At 66.3% G+C, this 16,297-nt stretch carries 15 protein-coding genes; 9 read left to right on the top strand and 6 right to left on the bottom strand.

Annotated features, from left to right (window positions below):
- Nucleotides 1–320: 320 nt before the first annotated feature.
- The 6 genes from AC1DXJ_RS03775 (at nucleotide 321) to AC1DXJ_RS03750 (ending at nucleotide 6,378) form a co-directional block, all read left to right on the top strand.
- A complete protein-coding gene (locus tag AC1DXJ_RS03775) occupies nucleotides 321–1,610 on the top strand; it encodes an ABC transporter substrate-binding protein (RefSeq protein ID WP_477613626.1) in 1,290 nt (429 codons plus the stop codon).
- Nucleotides 1,611–1,746: 136 nt separating this feature from the next.
- On the top strand, nucleotides 1,747–2,703 hold the full coding sequence (locus AC1DXJ_RS03770; protein WP_477613625.1) for a carbohydrate ABC transporter permease: 957 nt from the start codon (nucleotides 1,747–1,749) through the stop codon (nucleotides 2,701–2,703).
- A gap of 2 nt (nucleotides 2,704–2,705) precedes the next feature.
- Entirely contained in the window at nucleotides 2,706–3,626 is a 921-nt protein-coding gene (locus AC1DXJ_RS03765) for a carbohydrate ABC transporter permease (protein WP_477636325.1), read from the top strand.
- Nucleotides 3,627–3,785: 159 nt separating this feature from the next.
- The gene (locus AC1DXJ_RS03760; protein WP_477613623.1) at nucleotides 3,786–5,015 is read left to right on the top strand and encodes a glycoside hydrolase family 32 protein; all 1,230 of its coding nucleotides are present in this window, start codon (nucleotides 3,786–3,788) and stop codon (nucleotides 5,013–5,015) included.
- Nucleotides 5,012–5,299 (top strand): LacI family DNA-binding transcriptional regulator, encoded by a 288-nt coding sequence (locus AC1DXJ_RS03755; protein WP_477613622.1) that lies wholly within the window; start codon nucleotides 5,012–5,014, stop codon nucleotides 5,297–5,299. Before AC1DXJ_RS03760 ends, AC1DXJ_RS03755 begins: the two co-directional genes overlap by 4 nt.
- 80 nt (nucleotides 5,300–5,379) lie before the next feature.
- Nucleotides 5,380–6,378 (top strand): glycosyl hydrolase family 32, encoded by a 999-nt coding sequence (locus tag AC1DXJ_RS03750; protein WP_477636324.1) that lies wholly within the window; start codon nucleotides 5,380–5,382, stop codon nucleotides 6,376–6,378.
- On the opposite strand, the gene AC1DXJ_RS03745 is transcribed toward AC1DXJ_RS03750, so the two are convergent.
- Nucleotides 6,375–6,650: a MerR family transcriptional regulator gene (locus AC1DXJ_RS03745; RefSeq protein ID WP_477613620.1), complete on the bottom strand. Its 276-nt coding sequence runs from the start codon at nucleotides 6,648–6,650 to the stop codon at nucleotides 6,375–6,377. The two genes, AC1DXJ_RS03750 and AC1DXJ_RS03745, sit on opposite strands and share 4 nt — an antisense overlap.
- A 156-nt stretch (nucleotides 6,651–6,806) precedes the next feature.
- Between AC1DXJ_RS03745 and AC1DXJ_RS03740 the strand changes: the two genes are divergently transcribed.
- From AC1DXJ_RS03740 to AC1DXJ_RS03730, 3 genes are all read left to right on the top strand, one after another.
- Nucleotides 6,807–7,229 carry an Hsp20/alpha crystallin family protein gene (locus tag AC1DXJ_RS03740; protein ID WP_477613905.1) on the top strand — a complete coding sequence of 141 codons (423 nt, stop codon included), beginning with the start codon at nucleotides 6,807–6,809 and terminating at the stop codon, nucleotides 7,227–7,229.
- Nucleotides 7,230–7,833: 604 nt separating this feature from the next.
- Nucleotides 7,834–8,184 (top strand): J domain-containing protein, encoded by a 351-nt coding sequence (locus AC1DXJ_RS03735; protein ID WP_477623942.1) that lies wholly within the window; start codon nucleotides 7,834–7,836, stop codon nucleotides 8,182–8,184.
- A 401-nt stretch (nucleotides 8,185–8,585) separates the two neighbouring features.
- The gene (locus AC1DXJ_RS03730) at nucleotides 8,586–9,029 is read left to right on the top strand and encodes a hemerythrin domain-containing protein (protein ID WP_477613618.1); all 444 of its coding nucleotides are present in this window, start codon (nucleotides 8,586–8,588) and stop codon (nucleotides 9,027–9,029) included.
- 63 nt (nucleotides 9,030–9,092) lie between these two features.
- On the opposite strand, the gene AC1DXJ_RS03725 is transcribed toward AC1DXJ_RS03730, so the two are convergent.
- From AC1DXJ_RS03725 to AC1DXJ_RS03705, 5 genes are read right to left on the bottom strand one after another with little or no spacing between them, the layout of a single operon-like run.
- Nucleotides 9,093–9,428 carry a cupin domain-containing protein gene (locus AC1DXJ_RS03725; protein WP_477636323.1) on the bottom strand — a complete coding sequence of 112 codons (336 nt, stop codon included), beginning with the start codon at nucleotides 9,426–9,428 and terminating at the stop codon, nucleotides 9,093–9,095.
- Nucleotides 9,429–9,478: 50 nt separating this feature from the next.
- On the bottom strand, nucleotides 9,479–10,207 hold the full coding sequence (narI, locus tag AC1DXJ_RS03720; protein WP_477613616.1) for a respiratory nitrate reductase subunit gamma: 729 nt from the start codon (nucleotides 10,205–10,207) through the stop codon (nucleotides 9,479–9,481).
- Nucleotides 10,204–10,911, bottom strand: a complete 708-nt coding sequence (gene narJ, locus AC1DXJ_RS03715) for a nitrate reductase molybdenum cofactor assembly chaperone (RefSeq protein ID WP_477613615.1) — start codon at nucleotides 10,909–10,911, stop codon at nucleotides 10,204–10,206. The genes narI and narJ overlap by 4 nt, the downstream gene beginning before the upstream one ends.
- Entirely contained in the window at nucleotides 10,908–12,557 is a 1,650-nt protein-coding gene (gene narH / locus AC1DXJ_RS03710; protein WP_477613614.1) for a nitrate reductase subunit beta, read from the bottom strand. Before narH ends, narJ begins: the two co-directional genes overlap by 4 nt.
- Complete coding sequence (locus AC1DXJ_RS03705; protein WP_477613904.1) at nucleotides 12,557–16,273, bottom strand: nitrate reductase subunit alpha; 3,717 nt, start codon at nucleotides 16,271–16,273, stop codon at nucleotides 12,557–12,559. The genes narH and AC1DXJ_RS03705 overlap by 1 nt, the downstream gene beginning before the upstream one ends.
- Nucleotides 16,274–16,297: the final 24 nt, after the last annotated feature.

Here is a 16,297-nt window from a genome sequence, read left to right as displayed (position 1 = left end):
GTCACGAAGTTGCACTTGAAAAGGTTTTAGCAAGCCCTTGTGGTGTCATCTCGACGCTGCTAGCCTGCAGTCTGCTGAATCAATTTAGCACTAGAAGGACCCTCCCACCCCAGGGGTCCCTCGGCAGCCCCAACGACGAGGCCGTGGCCCGCACTTTCGTCGCTGAGGCCCGGCCTTGAAACGTCGGTCATCACACGATGGAGTCGGCACGACCGTGCGCACGGGCACTGACCCAGACAACCAACGGAGCCCGTCATCCCGGCTCTGCACATCCCTATCTGCACATCCTCATCTGCACCTGGACCCCTCGGAGGACTTCCGTGAAGCTCAACCCAACCCAACGCATCGTCGTCGGCCTGCTTGTCGCCGCCCTACCCCTGTCACTCACCGCCTGCGCCAAGGGCGGCAGCTCCAGCGGTGGCGGCAACGGCGAACTCGCCATGTGGACCCACAACGCCGGAAACAAGGAAGAGCTCGCCGCGATCACCAAGATCGTCGACGACTACAACGCCAGCCAGACCAAGTACAAGGTGAAGATCCAGGCCTTCCCACAGGACTCCTACAACCAGTCCGTCGTCGCCGCGGCCGCGTCGAAGAAGCTGCCCTGCATCCTGGACATCGACGGCCCCAACGTCCCCAACTGGGCCTGGGCCGGCTACCTCGCCCCCCTCGAAGGCCTGGACAGCACGCTCTCCAAGTTCCTGCCCAGCGTGCTCGGCAAGTACAACGGCAAGACCTACTCCTACGGGTACTACGACGTGGCCCTCGTGATGGTCACCCGCAAGACGATCCTCGAGAAGAACGGCATCCGGGTCCCCACCATCGACCAGCCTTGGACCAAGGACGAGTTCACGGCCGCACTTCAGAAGCTCAAGGCGTCCGGGAAGTACCAGAACCCCCTCGACATCGCGACCAGCTTCACCGGTGAGTGGTGGCCGTACGCCTACTCGCCGATGCTGCAGAGCTTCGGCGGTGACCTCGTCAACCGGACCGACTACAAGTCGGCGGACGGGACCCTGAACGGTGACAAGGCGGTTGAGTGGGCCAAGTGGTTCCGCGGCCTGGTCACCGACGGACTGGTGCCCCTCAAGTCAGGCGCCGACCCGGCCAAGGACTTCGTCAACGGCAAGACCGCCATCCTCTACAACGGCACCTGGACAGCGACGGACACCCGCAATGCATTCGGCGCTGACACCCTGTTCCTGCCGCCGCCGGACCTCGGCAACGGCCCCAAGATCGGGGGCGGCTCGTGGCAGTGGGGCGTTTCGACCGGCTGCGCCGAGAAGGCCGGCGCGCAGGACTACATGAAGTTCGCCGCCCAGGACAAGTACGTCGCGTCGGTGGCGGCGGGAACCAAGAACATCCCGGCGACGGATGCGGCCGCCGCCACCGTGCCCGGCTACCAGGCTGGTGGTGAGAACGACGTCTTCCGTCAGTACGCCAAGAAGTTCGCGGTGCTGCGTCCCATCACCCCCGGCTACCCGTTCATCGCGACGGAGTTCACCAAGACTGCCCAGGACATCCTGACCGGTGCCGACCCCAAGAAGGCGCTCGACCAGGCCGTCAAGGACATCGACGCCAACCAGAAGGGCAACGGCTACTTCAAGTGAGGCCGTGACAGGACCCGGTATGCCGCGGCGAGTGTTCCACCCGCGGCATACCGACCTGACGACCTGACCTCACAACCTCGGCCTGACATCAAACCGAACGTGCGTGACCCGTTGTGCACATCAAAGGAGACGGACAATGACGACCATCTCGACGCCTCGAGCCGACAAGCGCGGGAAGCCGGCCGCGACCGGCAAGCGCGGGAGGCCAACGGCGACCGGCAAGCCTCGACGGCCCGGGCAGGCGACCGGCACCGCAGTGCTCATGCTGCTGCCCGCTGCTGTCCTGTTGATCACCTTCCTGCTGATCCCGATCGGCCTCACCTTCATCCTCGCCTTCACCGACGCGAGACTGATCTCTCCCAGGCCCGCCCAGTTCACCGGCCTGGACAACCTCACCCGGCTCTTCGGCGATGAGACCTTCTGGAAGTCGCTGCGCAACACGATCATCTTCGCCATCGTCATCGTGCCGTTGCAGTCCGCCTGCGCCCTCGGGCTGGCCTTGCTGGTCAACGTCAAGATGCGCGGAGTCAACTTCTTCCGGACCGTGTACTTCCTTCCGGTCGTCACCTCCATGGTGGTCGTGTCGATGCTGTGGCTGTTCCTCTACCAGAAGAACGGCCTCATCAACCAAGCACTGTCGAACTTCGGGATCGCCGGGCCGGACTGGCTGGGCGACCCGCACACCGCGCTCATCGCCATCATCCTCATGTCCGCCTGGCAGGCCATGGGCTTCCACATGGTCATCTGGCTCTCCGGCCTCCAGACGATCCCGGGCGACCTGTACGAGGCCGCCGACCTGGACGGCGCCGGAACGTGGCAGAAGTTCCGCTACGTGACCTGGCCGGGACTTCGGGCAACCCGGACCTTCATCCTGATCACCATCACCATCTCGGCGTTCTCGCTGTTCACCCAGGTCAACATCATGACCGAAGGAGGACCCTTGGACTCGACCTCCACGCTGGTGCTCATGGCGGTCCGGACCGGGTTCCAGCAGCAACAGACGGGCTATGCCTCCGCGATCTCGCTGGCCTTCTTCGTGCTCGTCCTCGCAGTCACTCTTGTCAACCGTTACCTCACTCGTGAGAAGGCCTGACCATGACCACCCTGCCCCACGTCGCCGAGACGGCGGCCCCCGCAACCCACCGCCCCGACCAGGGCCCCAGCCGGATCAGCGTCGCCCTGGGCGTTCTCCTTCGGGCGGCCCTGTGCCTGGTGTTCGGTTTGCCCCTGGTGTTCATGATCATCTCCAGCTTCAAACCCGACAYCCAAATCTTCGCCGACCTCACCGGCCCGAAGGCGTTCCTGCCCGTCGGTGACCTGTCCTTGGACAACTACACGGGAGTCTTCAACAGGGTCCCGTTCGCTCAGTTCATGATGAACTCGATCCTCATCACGGTCGTCACCGTGGTGCTCGGGCTCATCGTCAACTCGATGGCGGCCTTCTCACTCGCCCGGATCAAGTTCCGCGGCGGATCCTTCGTCCTCGGGATCATCCTCGCGACCCTCATCGTGCCGTTCGAGACCCTGGCCCTGCCCTTGCTGTGGTGGTCCAACAAGCTGCCCTTCTTCGGACCGGGCGGCTTCAGCCAAGGATGGTTGGACACCTACCAGGTGCAGATCGTCCCGTTCATCGCCAACGCATTCTCGATGTTCCTCTTCTACCAGTACTTCGACAGCATCCCCAAGGAGCTGGACGAGGCTGCCATGGTCGACGGGGCGAGCTGGTTCCGCATCTACCGCAGCATCATCATGCCGCTGTCAGGCCCCGCCATCGCCACGGTCGCGATCCTGACGTTCCTGCCGATGTGGAACCAGTACCTGTGGCCGCTGATGTCCGTTCAGTCCGAGGAACTTCGCCCGGTGATGGTCGGCATCGGCTACTTCAAACAGCTCAACGTCGCCTGGGGCCAGATCATGGCGTACGCGACCATGATCACCGTCCCGGTGCTGATCCTGTTCATCGCCTTCCAGCGATCGTTCATCAACTCGATCGCATCCTCCGGCGTCAAGGGCTGAGAGCTTGGTGCTCCAACTTCCCGGGACAAGCGGGTGGTGCTTCTGGCTCGACGACGACGGCCAGAAGCACCACACGTCCTTCCTCAGCGCCCGCGTCAGCTGCGCAAGCCACACCTTCTTTCGCGCCCGTTCCAACTCACTATCCAGCGGAGTCAGCCCATGAGCCACGCAAAGAATGGGCGACCAGCCTTTCACTTCACACCCCGACAGGGTTGGCTCAACGACCCCCATGGAGTCGTCTTCCACGACGGGAGATACCACCTGTTCCACCAAGCCCTTCCCGAGCGGGTGTCATGGAGTCCCGAGATCAGCTGGGGGCACGCCACAAGCCTCGACCTGATGAACTGGGTCCCGGAGGCGACCGCGCTCGAGCCTGCCCCCGATGAGACCGGATGTTGGACGGGAACCCTCTGCCTCCGCCCGGACGGGCAGCCGCTGATCCTGTACACCTCGGCCCGGGAACCACATCTTGATCTTGCGGACGTGCGAGCCGCATCTCCCGCAGACTCCACGTGGCAAACGTGGACGAACGGGGAACGCGTCGCCCTTCCTCTCGATGTGAAGACGCGCAAGCGGATCACCGTCTTCCGTGACCCGTCAGTGCGGCGAGAGAATGATCGTTGGCGAATGGTGGTGGGCGCTGGATATGAAGACGGGCGCCCCGCAGTCCTCAGCTGGGTGTCCAAGGACCTGACCACCTGGGCCTTCGATGGCGAGCTCGCGGTCGGAGTCCTCAGAAACGACGGACCCTGGCTCGGCACTGCGTGGGAATGTCCCCACCTGGTCAGGGTGGACGGGCATGACGTCCTCTTCGTCGGCTCCTGGAAGGACGGCATCACCGGCGAAGTACTCGCTGCCGTCGGAGAGCTTCAGGACGGCCGGTTCGAGAGCACCGAATGGACGCAGATTACGCACGGGGGAGGCCACTACGCCGCGACAGCGTTCCTCGACGCCGACAACCTCCCGTGCGCCATCTTCTGGATCCGGGGAGTAGCCGACCTGGACGCCGGCTGGTCGGGCGCCCTCAGCATCCCCTACCGGCTCTCGGTCGTCGACGGTGCGCTGCACCTTCGACCGCACCCCAACGCGATGAACGCATTCCCAACCAACGGCGCCGACCCGAACGTCCAGCTGCTCGAGGTTGACGAGATCGACGGCTTCCACCACAACGGCATCGACGTGACGTCCGGTCGCGACGAGCTCGTGGTCAGCATCGGCTCGACACACCTGCGCATCCCATCAGTGCGCGGCAGGCCTGCCGAGAACCTGACCGTCATCGTCGACGGTCCTGTTCTGGAGGTCTGCACGGGGACCTCAATCGCCGGAGCGCAACTGCCCGTGCCGGCAGCCGCGCCCGTGTCCCCGACCAACCCTGGCGGCCTATCGTGACACCGCAGATAGACCCTCAGGCTGGTACCGAGCCACTACAGCCAGCCTCGGACGAGGGCTGCGCCGTGGCGCGAGCGCGACCCGAAGACCACCACGCACCTGGTCCGCCGACGGTCAAGGATGTGGCGCGAATCGCTGGAGTCAGCACTGCGACGGTCTCGCGGGTCGTGAATCAAAACACCCACGTCAGCGAAGCCGCCCGGACTGCTGTGCTTCACGCGATCACGGCGCTCGGGTACGAACGCAACGAGGCGGCAGCGTCGATCCGGCGCACCCGTGCCTAGCGACTCCCAGTCCGCCGCGAACTCGGCTCTGTGCATGGGGATGTTCGTTCGGCGGCAGCGAAACAACGAAGGAGACATTGGTGTTTCGACTCCCGGACTCATGGGTGTGGGACTTCTGGCTCGTCGACGACGGCCAGAAGTACCACATGTTCTTCCTCTTCGCCTCGAGGGCGTTGCAGGATCCAGACGCCAGGCATGACCGAGCCTCCATCGGGCATGCAGTGTCGGAGGACCTCCGCAGCTGGATACGAGTTGAGGATGCGCTCGTGCGCAGCGACGCACCAGCATTCGATGACCTCGCCACCTGGACCGGGTCGGTCGTCAGGCATCCAGACGGTCGGTGGTTCATGTTCTACACCGGCGCCACCCGCGCCCCCGCCAGCAGCAACATCCAAACCATCGGCTTCGCCACCAGTACCGATCTGATCCACTGGGACAAGGGCACGGGTCCCGTCCTGGCAACAGATGACCGATGGTACGAGAAGCTTGCCGCCGGGCGTTGGCACGACGAGGCATTCCGCGACCCCTGGGTGTTTCCGGACCCGGAGGGTTGCGGATGGCACATGCTGATCACGGCTCGGGCGGTCTCCGGTCCGCCGGACAACTTCGATCGAGGCGTCATCGGCCACGGTTGGTCCGCGGACCTCACAGGGTGGGAGCTGCGTGGCCCGCTCACAGAGCCGGGCCAGGGCTTCGGCCAACTAGAAGTCCTCAACCTCCTGGACTTCGATGGCGCTCACTTCGTCACGTTCAGCTGCTTGGCACAGGACGCCGCACAGTGGCGCCGCGCGACGGGCACCACGGGGGGAGTGTGGGCAGCAAGGGCCGAAACACCGTTGGGTCCGTACGACATCGAAGGTGCACAGTTGCTGACCACCGATGAGCTGTACGTCGGCCGGTTCATTCGCGACCGAACCTCCGGCGACATGATGTTCCTCGCGTTCATCAACCGAGTCGACGATGTCTTCATCGGCACCGTCACTGACCCGATGAAGTGCGTGCTGAAGGACGGACGCATTTGGTTCGTCGACAGCTACGGCGCCCATCACGAGAAGCACCCACCGCCAACGGGCTCCTAGCCAACAGCCCTGGTGGCGGAATGCCGCACGCCGATGGGGCGGTCGAGGACCATGCCGATGCCGGCCAGGTTGAGACCGGCGTCCAGCAGGTCCGCGATCCGGCGCAGCCGGTCCACGTCGTTCGCGCTGTACCGGCGGGTGCCGCCTTTGGTGCGTTCCGGTCGGAGAAGCCCGCGCGCCTCGTAGAGGTGAAGGGTCTGCACACCCAGGCCGACCAGCTCGGCGGCTACGGAGATGCCGAACACGCCGCGGCCACTGTCGGGAGCGGGCAAGGTGACGGGTTGCGCCTCCTTCCTCGAGAATTCATGGAGTTCCCCCTTGCATCAGTATGGCCTTGGTGCTACATAAAACCTATAGCGAATGCCATAGATCCGCGATTTCTGTGGCGACGCTCGCAGCATCAGGCAAGAACGACGGAGGTGAAGACGATGCTGATGCGCACCGACCCTTTCCGTGAGCTCGACCGGCTCACCCAACAGGCGCTGGGCACGATGGCGCGGCCCTCGGCGATGCCGCTGGACGCATGGCGGGACGGAGACGTCTTCCATGTCGAGTTCGACCTGCCAGGCGTCAGTCACGACTCGATCGACATCGACGTTGAGCGAAACGTGGTCACCGTCAGGGCCGAACGGCCGGCGCGGGCCAGTGACGCAGAGCTGATCGCCGCGGAACGTCCCCGAGGGGTGTTCAGCCGGCAACTGGTCCTGGGGGACACCCTGGAGACTGAGCGCATCGAGGCCAGCTATGACGCCGGAGTGCTCACGTTGAAGATTCCGGTTGCTGAGCAGGCCAAGCCGCGCAAGATCGAGATCAGCAGCCGGAACGAAGGCCAGCAGGCCATCACCGCCTGACCCTGGGTGGTGAGGCACATGCTCGCCGTTGTTGCTGCCCAGGCCGACGCCTCCGCCATGCAAAGCGCCGTGCGCGGTGTGGACGAGGAGTTCCTCGAGCTGATCTGCGCGGACGAAGAGCTGCTGCGGGCCGAGTTCGACGCGATCATCGACCAAGAATGGTTGAGCCGTCCCCCTCCGGCTGACCCACCCGCCGCGTCACCTGGACCCGGCCCTGGACCGCGGCGGCATCGGCCGCCGGCCGGTGGCGTGGCGTCCCCGCGTCGACCACACCACCCCGGTGCCGACGGGTGGAGCCGGCAACGCTCGCCCCCGCGGCTCAGCCGCAACCACGATCTGAGACCGAACGAAAAGGATCGACGAAGGTAGGTGATCGCCCGACACCCAGCACCCCACAGGATGAAGCATGCGAACAGACTCTCGCCTGGGCCGCGTTCGTGCCATCGCGCCCGACGCAGGCTGCGCGACGCCCACGCCTTGACGGCGTACCCGTTCGCGGCCCAGGCGAGGCCCATCAGCGACACCCACAACCCCACGATGGTGTCGCCAACCGTGCTACAGCGACGGGACCGCCCATCAATGATCTGAACCTTCCGGCGCAGCCATGACCGTTGACCGCACCGACCCCTACGCCGTCTTGGGCCTGACCCCGAAGGCCACCCAAGGCCAGATCCGGCGCGCGTACCTCACCCTCTTGCGCCGGCATCACCCCGACACCCGCGTGCGGGGCAACCCCGCCGACAACGCAGCCTCAGACAGGACACTGCAGCAGGCCAACGCCGCATACGCGATCCTGGGCGACCCGGCCCGCCGAGCCGACCTCGACCACCCCCCAAGCCCGCCCCAGACCAGCACCGCAACCCGGGTTCGCCGCGGAATGCCCTTCGCACGCAGCGCACCTGACCAGCCACCCATCCAGGCCGGTCCCGTGCGCTGGCATGATCGCCGCCGATAGGTGGGCATTCGAGCAAGGCCCTCGGCCCAGCCCGCGCCGCCCAGTCCGTCGTCGTCGCGGGCGAAGGACGGCGGACCAGAACAGCCTCCCGCGCCCGACAGGGACGTGTCGGGCCCGGTGCGGTGAAGCGGCACGTGGGTGGGCGGCATACGTCGGTCTGAATATCCATCGCGAAAGCTTCGAAGGTTCGAATCCTTTCACCTGCCACCACGTGCCCAGAGGGCGCCTGACCCCCGAAACGCGAGCCTGGCGCCTCTGTCTGTACCCGCTAGGGGTATGTCGTGAAGGAGACCTGCGGCCTTGTCGCGGCGTCAACCAGGGCAACGTCGCCTAGGGTCGGGGAAACGGGTCCGACCCCGTAGAGGGATGGAGCCATGTGCCACTACTGCGGGTGTCGAGAGATGCCTCTGATCCGGGACTACATCGCCGAGCACGAGCGGGCGACCAACCTCGGTGGCGATGCGGTGCGCGCCATCGACCGCGGTGAGCTGGCCGTGGCGAGTGAGCTTCTACGCGTGATGGGCGCCGAGCTGCGGTCCCACTGGCAGGGCGAGGAGAACGGCCTGTTCGCGGTGATGGGTCGCGACCCCCTGGCGGCGGAGCACATCGGTCCATTGGTGCGGGAGCACCGCGAGCTGGCGGACCTGCTTGTCACCGTGGACCTGGCTGACCCGGCCGACCAGGAACGCATCCGGACTGCGGTCTCCGAGCTGCACGAACACATCGCGAAGGAAGAGGACGGCCTCTTCCCTGCATCACTCATCGCGCTGGGAGGCGCCGAGTGGGACGCCTCGATGCTGGCGTGGCAGGAGGCTCACCCGGGTCAGAGCATGATCGGGCAGTGATGCCGGGTTGGTGAAGGGCCAGCCGCCCGACCTTGGGGCAGTGCGCAGGCAGGCGGCCAGGTGTCAGCCGTTCTTCTTGCCGACGCTCAGGAGGATCGCGGAGTCTTCGTCGGCCTCGAGGGCGTGCCTGGCATCGGGCACGACCAGCAGGTCCCCCGTTGACCCGCTCCACGAAGTGTCCCCGGAGATGAGCCTGACGTGCCCGTGCAGGACCTGGACCGTCGCGTTGCCCGGATTCTCGTGCTCGTCGAGGGCGCTGCCGGCGCGGAGTGCGATGAGGGTCTGGCGAAGGACATGGTCGTGACCTCCGAACACGGTTTGCGCACTCCGTCCGCTGGTCGCCGTCCGGGCGAGCTCGAGGTGGTGTCGCGTCAGGTCGTTGAGGGACTCGTTCTGCATCGGGCTCATCTCCAGGGTTGTGGTTCAGGTCTGGCCGGGGCGGAGCGCCCTCAGCCGACGCGGTCCCAGCCGCGACGAGGCCGGTGGCTGCCGAGCTGGGTGTCGTCGCGACTGCGGTAGACGATGTAGGGGCGGGTCAGGTAGCCGACCGGCGCGCTGAACACGTGCACCAGCCTGGTGAAGGGCCACAGGGCGAACAGCCCGAAGGCGACGAGCGCGTGCAGCTGGAATCCCAGCGGCGCGTCCGCCATCAGGGAGGCGTCGGGGTGGAACGCGAGGAACGAGCGGTACCAGACGGATACGCCCTCGCGGTAGTTGTACTCGCCGCCGATCGTCATGATCGAGCCGGCGATGGTGTTCCACATGCCCAGCATGATCACGACGCCCAGGAAGGCGTACATGACCTTGTCCATGCGCGTGGTGGCGGAGAAGACGGGGCCGACGGTGCGTCTGCGGTAGATCAGGATCGCCATGCCGACCACGGCCATCACGCCGGCCAGCAGGCCTCCCGTGACGGCCACCACGTGGTAGGCGTGCTGGCTGACGCCGGCCCAGTTCGTCCACGACTGCGGCACCAGCAGGCCGATGATGTGGCCGCCGACGACGCCGAGCATCCCGAAGTGGAAGAGCGGGCTGCCAATGCGCAGCAGGCTGTTCTCGTAGAGCTGGGACGATCGCGTGGTCCACCCGAACTTGTCGTAGCGGTAGCGCCACAGGTGACCGACCACGAAGGTCGTCAGGCACAGGTAGGGGAGGATGACGAAGAGGAACTCGTTCATGTGCGGGCTCCCGGGAACGACGGCATGGGCAGGGCGATGGATGCCGTGGCACGGGTGTCCGCGCCGGGGCTGAACTGCGGGTTGGCGAACGGGGCGAGCCCGACCTCTTCCTCGGGTGGCCCCTCGGCAGCGAGCCGCCGGACGGCATCGCGCTCGTCGCCACGCAGGGGCGGCAACGTGGCGGTGACTGCATCGATCAGGTGCGCCCACGCCGAGCCCATGTCCCGCAGCGAGAGTCGCAGCAGCTCGAGGCCGGCCCGGTGGTCGAGCATCAGGTCGCGGCCGATGTCCTGGTCGACGGTGGCGGCGAACTCGAGCACGACACAGAGGTGGTCGGGCAGCTCCCCGTCGTCGAGCTCGAACCCGGCGCGGAGGTACGACTGCTTGAACCGGAGCAGTGCCATCCCGCGCTTGCGGGTGTCCCCGTGGGCGAAGTAGGTCAGGAACAGGTTGCAGCGGCGCCGGGTGTCGAACGTCTCGACGTAGTCCGACTGGAGCTCCGGCAGCGGAGTGGACTCGAGGTGGTCAAGGAAGGCCCGGATGGAGCCCCCTACCGCCGGCGTCAGCTGCTGCGAGGCGGACCTCAGCAGGTCGGCGCGGGCGAGGAGGAACTCGTCCGGGTAGTCGAGGAGCAGGGAGACCGACTGCCACACGATGGTGAGCTGGTCGGGGGGCAGGGTCGGTCTTTGACGGCGGCTGCTCATGAGTCGGAGCCCGTTGGTGGGAACATCCCCGGCGGGGAGCCCTTGCCATCCCAGTTGAGGAGGTTGACACGGCCCTTGGTGTTGCTCGGTCCGGCCAGCGAGTCGGAGGTCTGCCGGTCCTGCAGCATCTGGAAGTTCTCGACCGCGATCGGCGTCGGGATTCCGGACCCCTCGCCGAACAGGTCCTGCTGTCCGCCGCCGTAGTCCGACACGGAGCACTCCGTGGACAGCTCCTCCAGGGAGTGGGCCTGCTCGGCGTGCGCCGGCGGGATGACGTAGCGCTCGTCGTACTTCGCGATCGCGAGGAGGCGGTACATGTCGTACATCTCCTCCTCGCTCATCCCCACAGCAGCCGGGATCGAGGGGTCGGGGTCGCGGCCCATGTTGATGTCGCGCATGTAGCAGCGCATCGCGGCGAGCTTCTTGAGGACGGCGTCAACGGGTTCGACGTCGCCGGCCGTGAAGAGCTCGGCGAGGTACTCGATGGGGATCCGGAGGGCGTCGATCGCGGCGAAGAGGTTGCCCTTGTCCTCGGCGTCCTCCCCGGTCTCTGCGACGACGTCGACGACGGGGGACAGGGGTGGGATGTACCAGACCATGGGCATGGTGCGGTACTCCGGGTGGAGCGGCAGTGCGACCTTGAAGGTGTTGATCAGGGCGTAGATCGGTGAGCGCTGTGCCGCGTCGATCCAGTCGCGGGCGATGCCGGCCTTCTCCGCCTCACGCATCACCTCGGGGTCGAACGGGTCGAGGAACACGTCGCGCTGGGCCTCGTAGAGCCCCTGGTCGTCAGTGGTCGAGGCCGCCGCGAGGACCTTGTCGGCGTCGTAGAGCATCAGGCCGATGTAGCGCAGCCGACCCACGCAGGTCTCGGCGCACACGGTTGGCAGGCCGACCTCGATACGCGGGAAGCAGAACGTGCACTTCTCGGCCTTGCCGGTGCGGTGGTTGAAGTAGATCTTCTTGTAGGGGCAGCCCGAGACGCACTTGCGCCAGCCGCGGCACTTGTCCTGGTCAACCAGGACGATGCCGTCCTCCTCGCGCTTGTAGATCGCGCCACTGGGACAGGACGCGGCGCACGACGGGTTGAGGCAGTGCTCACAGATCCGGGGCAGGTAGAACATGAAGGTCTGCTCGAACTCGAACTTCACCTTGTCGGCGATCTTCTTCAGCATGGGGTCGCGGTGCGCGGTCTCGGTGGAGCCGCCGAGGTCGTCGTCCCAGTTGGCCGACCACTCGATCTTCATGTTCTTGCCGCTGATCAGCGACTTGGGTCGTGCGACCGGAGTGTGCTCCTGGGCGGGCGCGTCGGTGAGGGTGGAGTAGTCGTACGTCCACGGTTCGTAGTACTCGCCGATCGAGGGCAGGATCGGGTTGGAGAAGATCGTCATCAGGTTCTTGAGGCGTCCGCCTGCCTTGAGCTTCATGCGGCCGCTCTTGGTGAGCTCCCAGCCGCCCTTCCACTTCTCCTGGTCCTCGTAGGTGCGCGGGTAGCCGAGCCCTGGCCGAGTCTCGACGTTGTTGAACCAGATGTACTCGGTGCCCGAGCGATTGGTCCATGCCTGCTTGCAGGTCACCGAGCAGGTGTGGCACCCGATGCACTTGTCGAGGTTCATCACCATCGCCATCTGGGCCATGACCTTCATCAGTACGTCACGTCCTGGCTGCGCTTGCGGATGATGGTGACCTCGTCACGTTGGTTGCCGGTGGGGCCGAGATAGTTGAATGCAAAGGTCAGCTGGGCGTACCCCCCGATCAGGTGGGACGGCTTCACGAGCAGCCGGGTCAGTGAGTTGTGGATTCCTCCGCGCTTGCCGGACGTCTCCGCCAGCGGTACGTCGATCAGCCGGTCCTGGGCGTGGTACATGTACACCGTTCCCTCCGGCATCCGGTGCGAGACGATCGCCCGGGCCACGACGACGCCGTTGCGGTTGACCGCCTCGATCCAGTCGTTGTCCTTGATGCCGACCTTGGTCGCGTCGCGGTCGCTCATCCAGATGTTCTGGCCGCCGCGCGAGAGCGAGAGCATGAACAGGTTGTCCTGGTACTCCGAGTGGATCGACCACTTGTTGTGTGGGGTCAGGTACCGCACGGTCAGCCCTTCGACCTGGCCGGCCGAACCGTCCGACACGGTGCCCAGCGCGGGCTCCGCGAACAGCGCCGCCATGTTGAGCGGGGGCCGGTAGACGGGAAGACCCTCGCCGAGCTCGGTCATCCAGTCGTGGTCGAGGTAGAAGTGCATCCGCCCGGTCAGGGTGTGCCAGGGCTTCTTGCGCTCCACGTTGATCGTGAAGGGTGAGTAGCGCCGCCCGCCGGTCTCCGAACCAGACCACTCCGGCGAGGTGATCACCGGCACGGGCGGACCCTGGGTGTCGGCGAAGGTGATCTGCTTGCCCTCGTGCTCCTCGGCCAGATCGGCCAGTCGCACGCCGGTGCGCTTCTCGAGGGTCTTGAAGCCTTGGGTCGCCAGGTGCCCGTTGGTGGTCCCGGACATCGCGAGGATCGCCTCGCACACGTTGACGTCCTTCTTCAGTGACGGCCGGCCGTCGGCCACGCCGCCTCGGACCGCCCCGTTCTTGGCCCGGAGGTAGTCGACCTGCTGACTGAGCGCGAACGTGACGCCCTTGGTGGTCGCGCCGAGCTTGTCCACCAGGGGGCCGAGTGCGTTCATCTTCTGTGCGACTGCGCCGTAGTCACGCTCGACCTCGACGAGCTTGGGCATCGTGACACCGGGGATCGGCTCGCACTCGCCCTTCTTCCAGTCGCGCACGACCCCGTGCGGGTTGGCCATCGCGTCGGGGGTGTCGTGGGTGAGCGGCACGGCGACCACGTCCTTGCGGACACCGAGGTGCGTGGCGGCGAGCTCGCTGAACTTCTCGGCGATCGTCTGCCACGCATCCCAGTCGGTGCGGGTCTGCCACGGCGGGGCGATGGCGGGGTTGAAGGAGTGCACGAAAGGGTGCATGTCGGTGGTGTTGAGGTCGTGCTTCTCGTACCAGGTGGCGGCGGGGAGGACGACGTCGGAGAAGATCGTGGTGCTGGTCTGGCGGAAGTCGATCGTCATGAGCAGGTCGAGCTTTCCCTCCGGTGCCTCGTCCCTCCACTTCACATCGACGGGTCGTTGCCCCTCAGGTGTCTCGGTGGCTCGCACCGAGGAGTCGGTGCCGAGCAGGTGCTTGAGGAAGTACTCGTTGCCCTTGCCGGACGAGCCGAGGAGGTTGGCCCGCCAGATCGACAGGATCCTCGGGTAGTTGCTGGGCGCGTCGGGGTCCTCGCCGGCGAAGTCCAGCTCGCCGGACTTGAGCTGTTCGACGACGTACTCGCCGATCGGCTTCCCCGCGGCAGCCGCGTCGTCGCTGAGGTCGAGCGGGTTGCGGTCGAAGGTGGGATAGGACGGCATCCAGCCCATCCGGGCGCTCTGGGCGATGACGTCGGCAGTGGACTTGCCCGCGAGCTGGCCCTTGCCCGTGGTCGCCGAGAGGGTGTCGGCGCCGAACTGGTCGTAGCGGAACTGGTTGGTGTGCAGGTACCAGTACGCCGTTTGGATCATGTTGCGCGGCGGCCGGTTCCAGTCGAGTGCGTTGGCGATCTGGGTGTAGCCGGTGATCGGGCGGACCTTCTCCTGACCGACGTAGTGGGCCCAGCCGCCGCCGTTGACGCCTTGGCAACCGGTGAGGTTGGTGAGGGTGAGGAAGGCGCGGTAGATCGTGTCGGAGTGGAACCAGTGGTTGGTGCCGGCGCCCATGACGATCATGGACCGGCCCTTGGACTCCTCGGCGTTCTGGGCGAACTCGCGCCCGATCCGAGCGGCGGTGGCGGCCGGCACTCCCGTGATGGCCTCTTGCCAGGCGGGCGTGTACGGCGACTGTGCGTCGTCGTAACCCCTGTTGTCACCGGTCGGCCAGACTCCCGGAAGGGCCTGACCCTCGTGCGACCGGCCAACCCCGTACTGCGCGAGGAGCAGGTCGTAGACGGTGGTGACCAGGTGACCCTCGACGCGGCGCACGGGTATGCCCCGAGGGAGGTCGGCGGCCGCGCCGTCAGGGGTGTCGAAACGCGGCATACGGACGACGACGGACTCAGTCGCGGTGTCCAGGAGGGAAAGAACCGGGTCGACGTCGCCGAGCTCGAGGTTCCAGCTGCCCACCCCTGCCTCGCCGTACCGGTGGCCCAGCGACCCGTTCGGGATGACGGGCTTGCCGGTGGCTGAGTCGATGAGCACGGTCTTGAAGGCGGCGTTCTCGACGTCGGCGTGGTCCGGCAGGTCGGCGGCGGTGAGGAACTTGCCCGCCGTGAACTCACCGTCGGCGGTCTCCTCGAGCCGGACCAGGTGGGGCAGGTCGGTGTAGGTCTTCACGTACTCGGTGAAGTAGGGCGTCTGTCGGTCGACGAAGAACTCCTTCAGCACGACGTGGCCCATCGCCATCGCGAGGGCGGCGTCGGTACCCGGCTTGGCAGCCAGCCACTCGTCGGCGAACTTCACGTTGTCGGCGTAGTCGGGGGCTACAGCGATGACCTTCTGGCCGCGGTAGCGGGCCTCGGTCATCCAGTGGGCGTCCGGGGTGCGGGTGACGGGGAGGTTGGAGCCCCACATGATCAGGTAGCCCGCGTTCCACCAGTCACCGGACTCAGGGACGTCGGTCTGGTCGCCGAAGACCTGCGGGGAGGCGACGGGGAGGTCGGCGTACCAGTCGTAGAAGCTCAGCATGGAGCCGCCGATGAGGTTCACGAACCTGGCGCCGGAGGCGTGCGAGACCATCGACATCGCCGGGATGGGCGAGAATCCGGCGACGCGGTCGGGCCCGTACTTCTTGATCGTGTGGACGTGCGCAGCGGCGACGATCTCGCTGGCTTCCTCCCAGGTGGCGCGGACCAGGCCGCCCTTGCCGCGCGCCGACTTGTAGGCCTTGGCCCGCAACGGGTTCTCGACGATGTGCTCCCAGGCTTTCACCGGGTCCCCGTCGTGCTGGGACTTGGCCTCGCGGAACATCTGGAGCAGGACGCCGCGCACATACGGGTAGCGAACTCGAGTGGGGGAGTAGGTGTACCAGGAGAACGCCGCGCCACGGGGGCAGCCGCGGGGCTCGTACTCGGGGGAGTCCGGGCCGACCGAGGGATAGTCGGTCTGCTGGGTCTCCCAGGTGATGATCCCGTCCTTGACGTAGACCTTCCACGAGCAGGAGCCGGTGCAGTTCACCCCGTGGGTGGACCGCACGACCTTGTCGTGGCTCCAGCGGTCGCGGTAGAAGTCGTCGGCTTCGCGCCCTCCGACCTGCGAGATGGTCCGGAGGTCGTCCGAGACGGTTCCCTTGGTGAAGAACCTCCGGGTGCGGACCAGGGCCTCCGTGAGGGAGCCGTCCATCCCGATGTCGGACGTGGACTTCTT

The organism is Pedococcus sp. P2_D9 (genome assembly GCF_056404275.1).
This window is presented reverse-complemented; position numbering and strand designations above follow the sequence as displayed.

What these genes read in the sequence shown, in the direction of transcription:
- narH (WP_477613614.1), bottom strand. Translation starts at nt 12,557, where the DNA reads ATGAAGGTCATGGCCCAGATGGCGATGGTGATGAACCTCGACAAGTGC.
- AC1DXJ_RS03760 (WP_477613623.1), top strand. Translation starts at nt 3,786, where the DNA reads ATGAGCCACGCAAAGAATGGGCGACCAGCCTTTCACTTCACACCCCGA.
- AC1DXJ_RS03730 (WP_477613618.1), top strand. Translation starts at nt 8,586, where the DNA reads ATGCCTCTGATCCGGGACTACATCGCCGAGCACGAGCGGGCGACCAAC.
- AC1DXJ_RS03740 (WP_477613905.1), top strand. Translation starts at nt 6,807, where the DNA reads ATGCTGATGCGCACCGACCCTTTCCGTGAGCTCGACCGGCTCACCCAA.
- narJ (WP_477613615.1), bottom strand. Translation starts at nt 10,911, where the DNA reads ATGAGCAGCCGCCGTCAAAGACCGACCCTGCCCCCCGACCAGCTCACC.
- narI (WP_477613616.1), bottom strand. Translation starts at nt 10,207, where the DNA reads ATGAACGAGTTCCTCTTCGTCATCCTCCCCTACCTGTGCCTGACGACC.
- AC1DXJ_RS03725 (WP_477636323.1), bottom strand. Translation starts at nt 9,428, where the DNA reads ATGCAGAACGAGTCCCTCAACGACCTGACGCGACACCACCTCGAGCTC.
- AC1DXJ_RS03735 (WP_477623942.1), top strand. Translation starts at nt 7,834, where the DNA reads ATGACCGTTGACCGCACCGACCCCTACGCCGTCTTGGGCCTGACCCCG.
- AC1DXJ_RS03770 (WP_477613625.1), top strand. Translation starts at nt 1,747, where the DNA reads ATGACGACCATCTCGACGCCTCGAGCCGACAAGCGCGGGAAGCCGGCC.
- AC1DXJ_RS03705 (WP_477613904.1), bottom strand. Translation starts at nt 16,273, where the DNA reads ATGGACGGCTCCCTCACGGAGGCCCTGGTCCGCACCCGGAGGTTCTTC.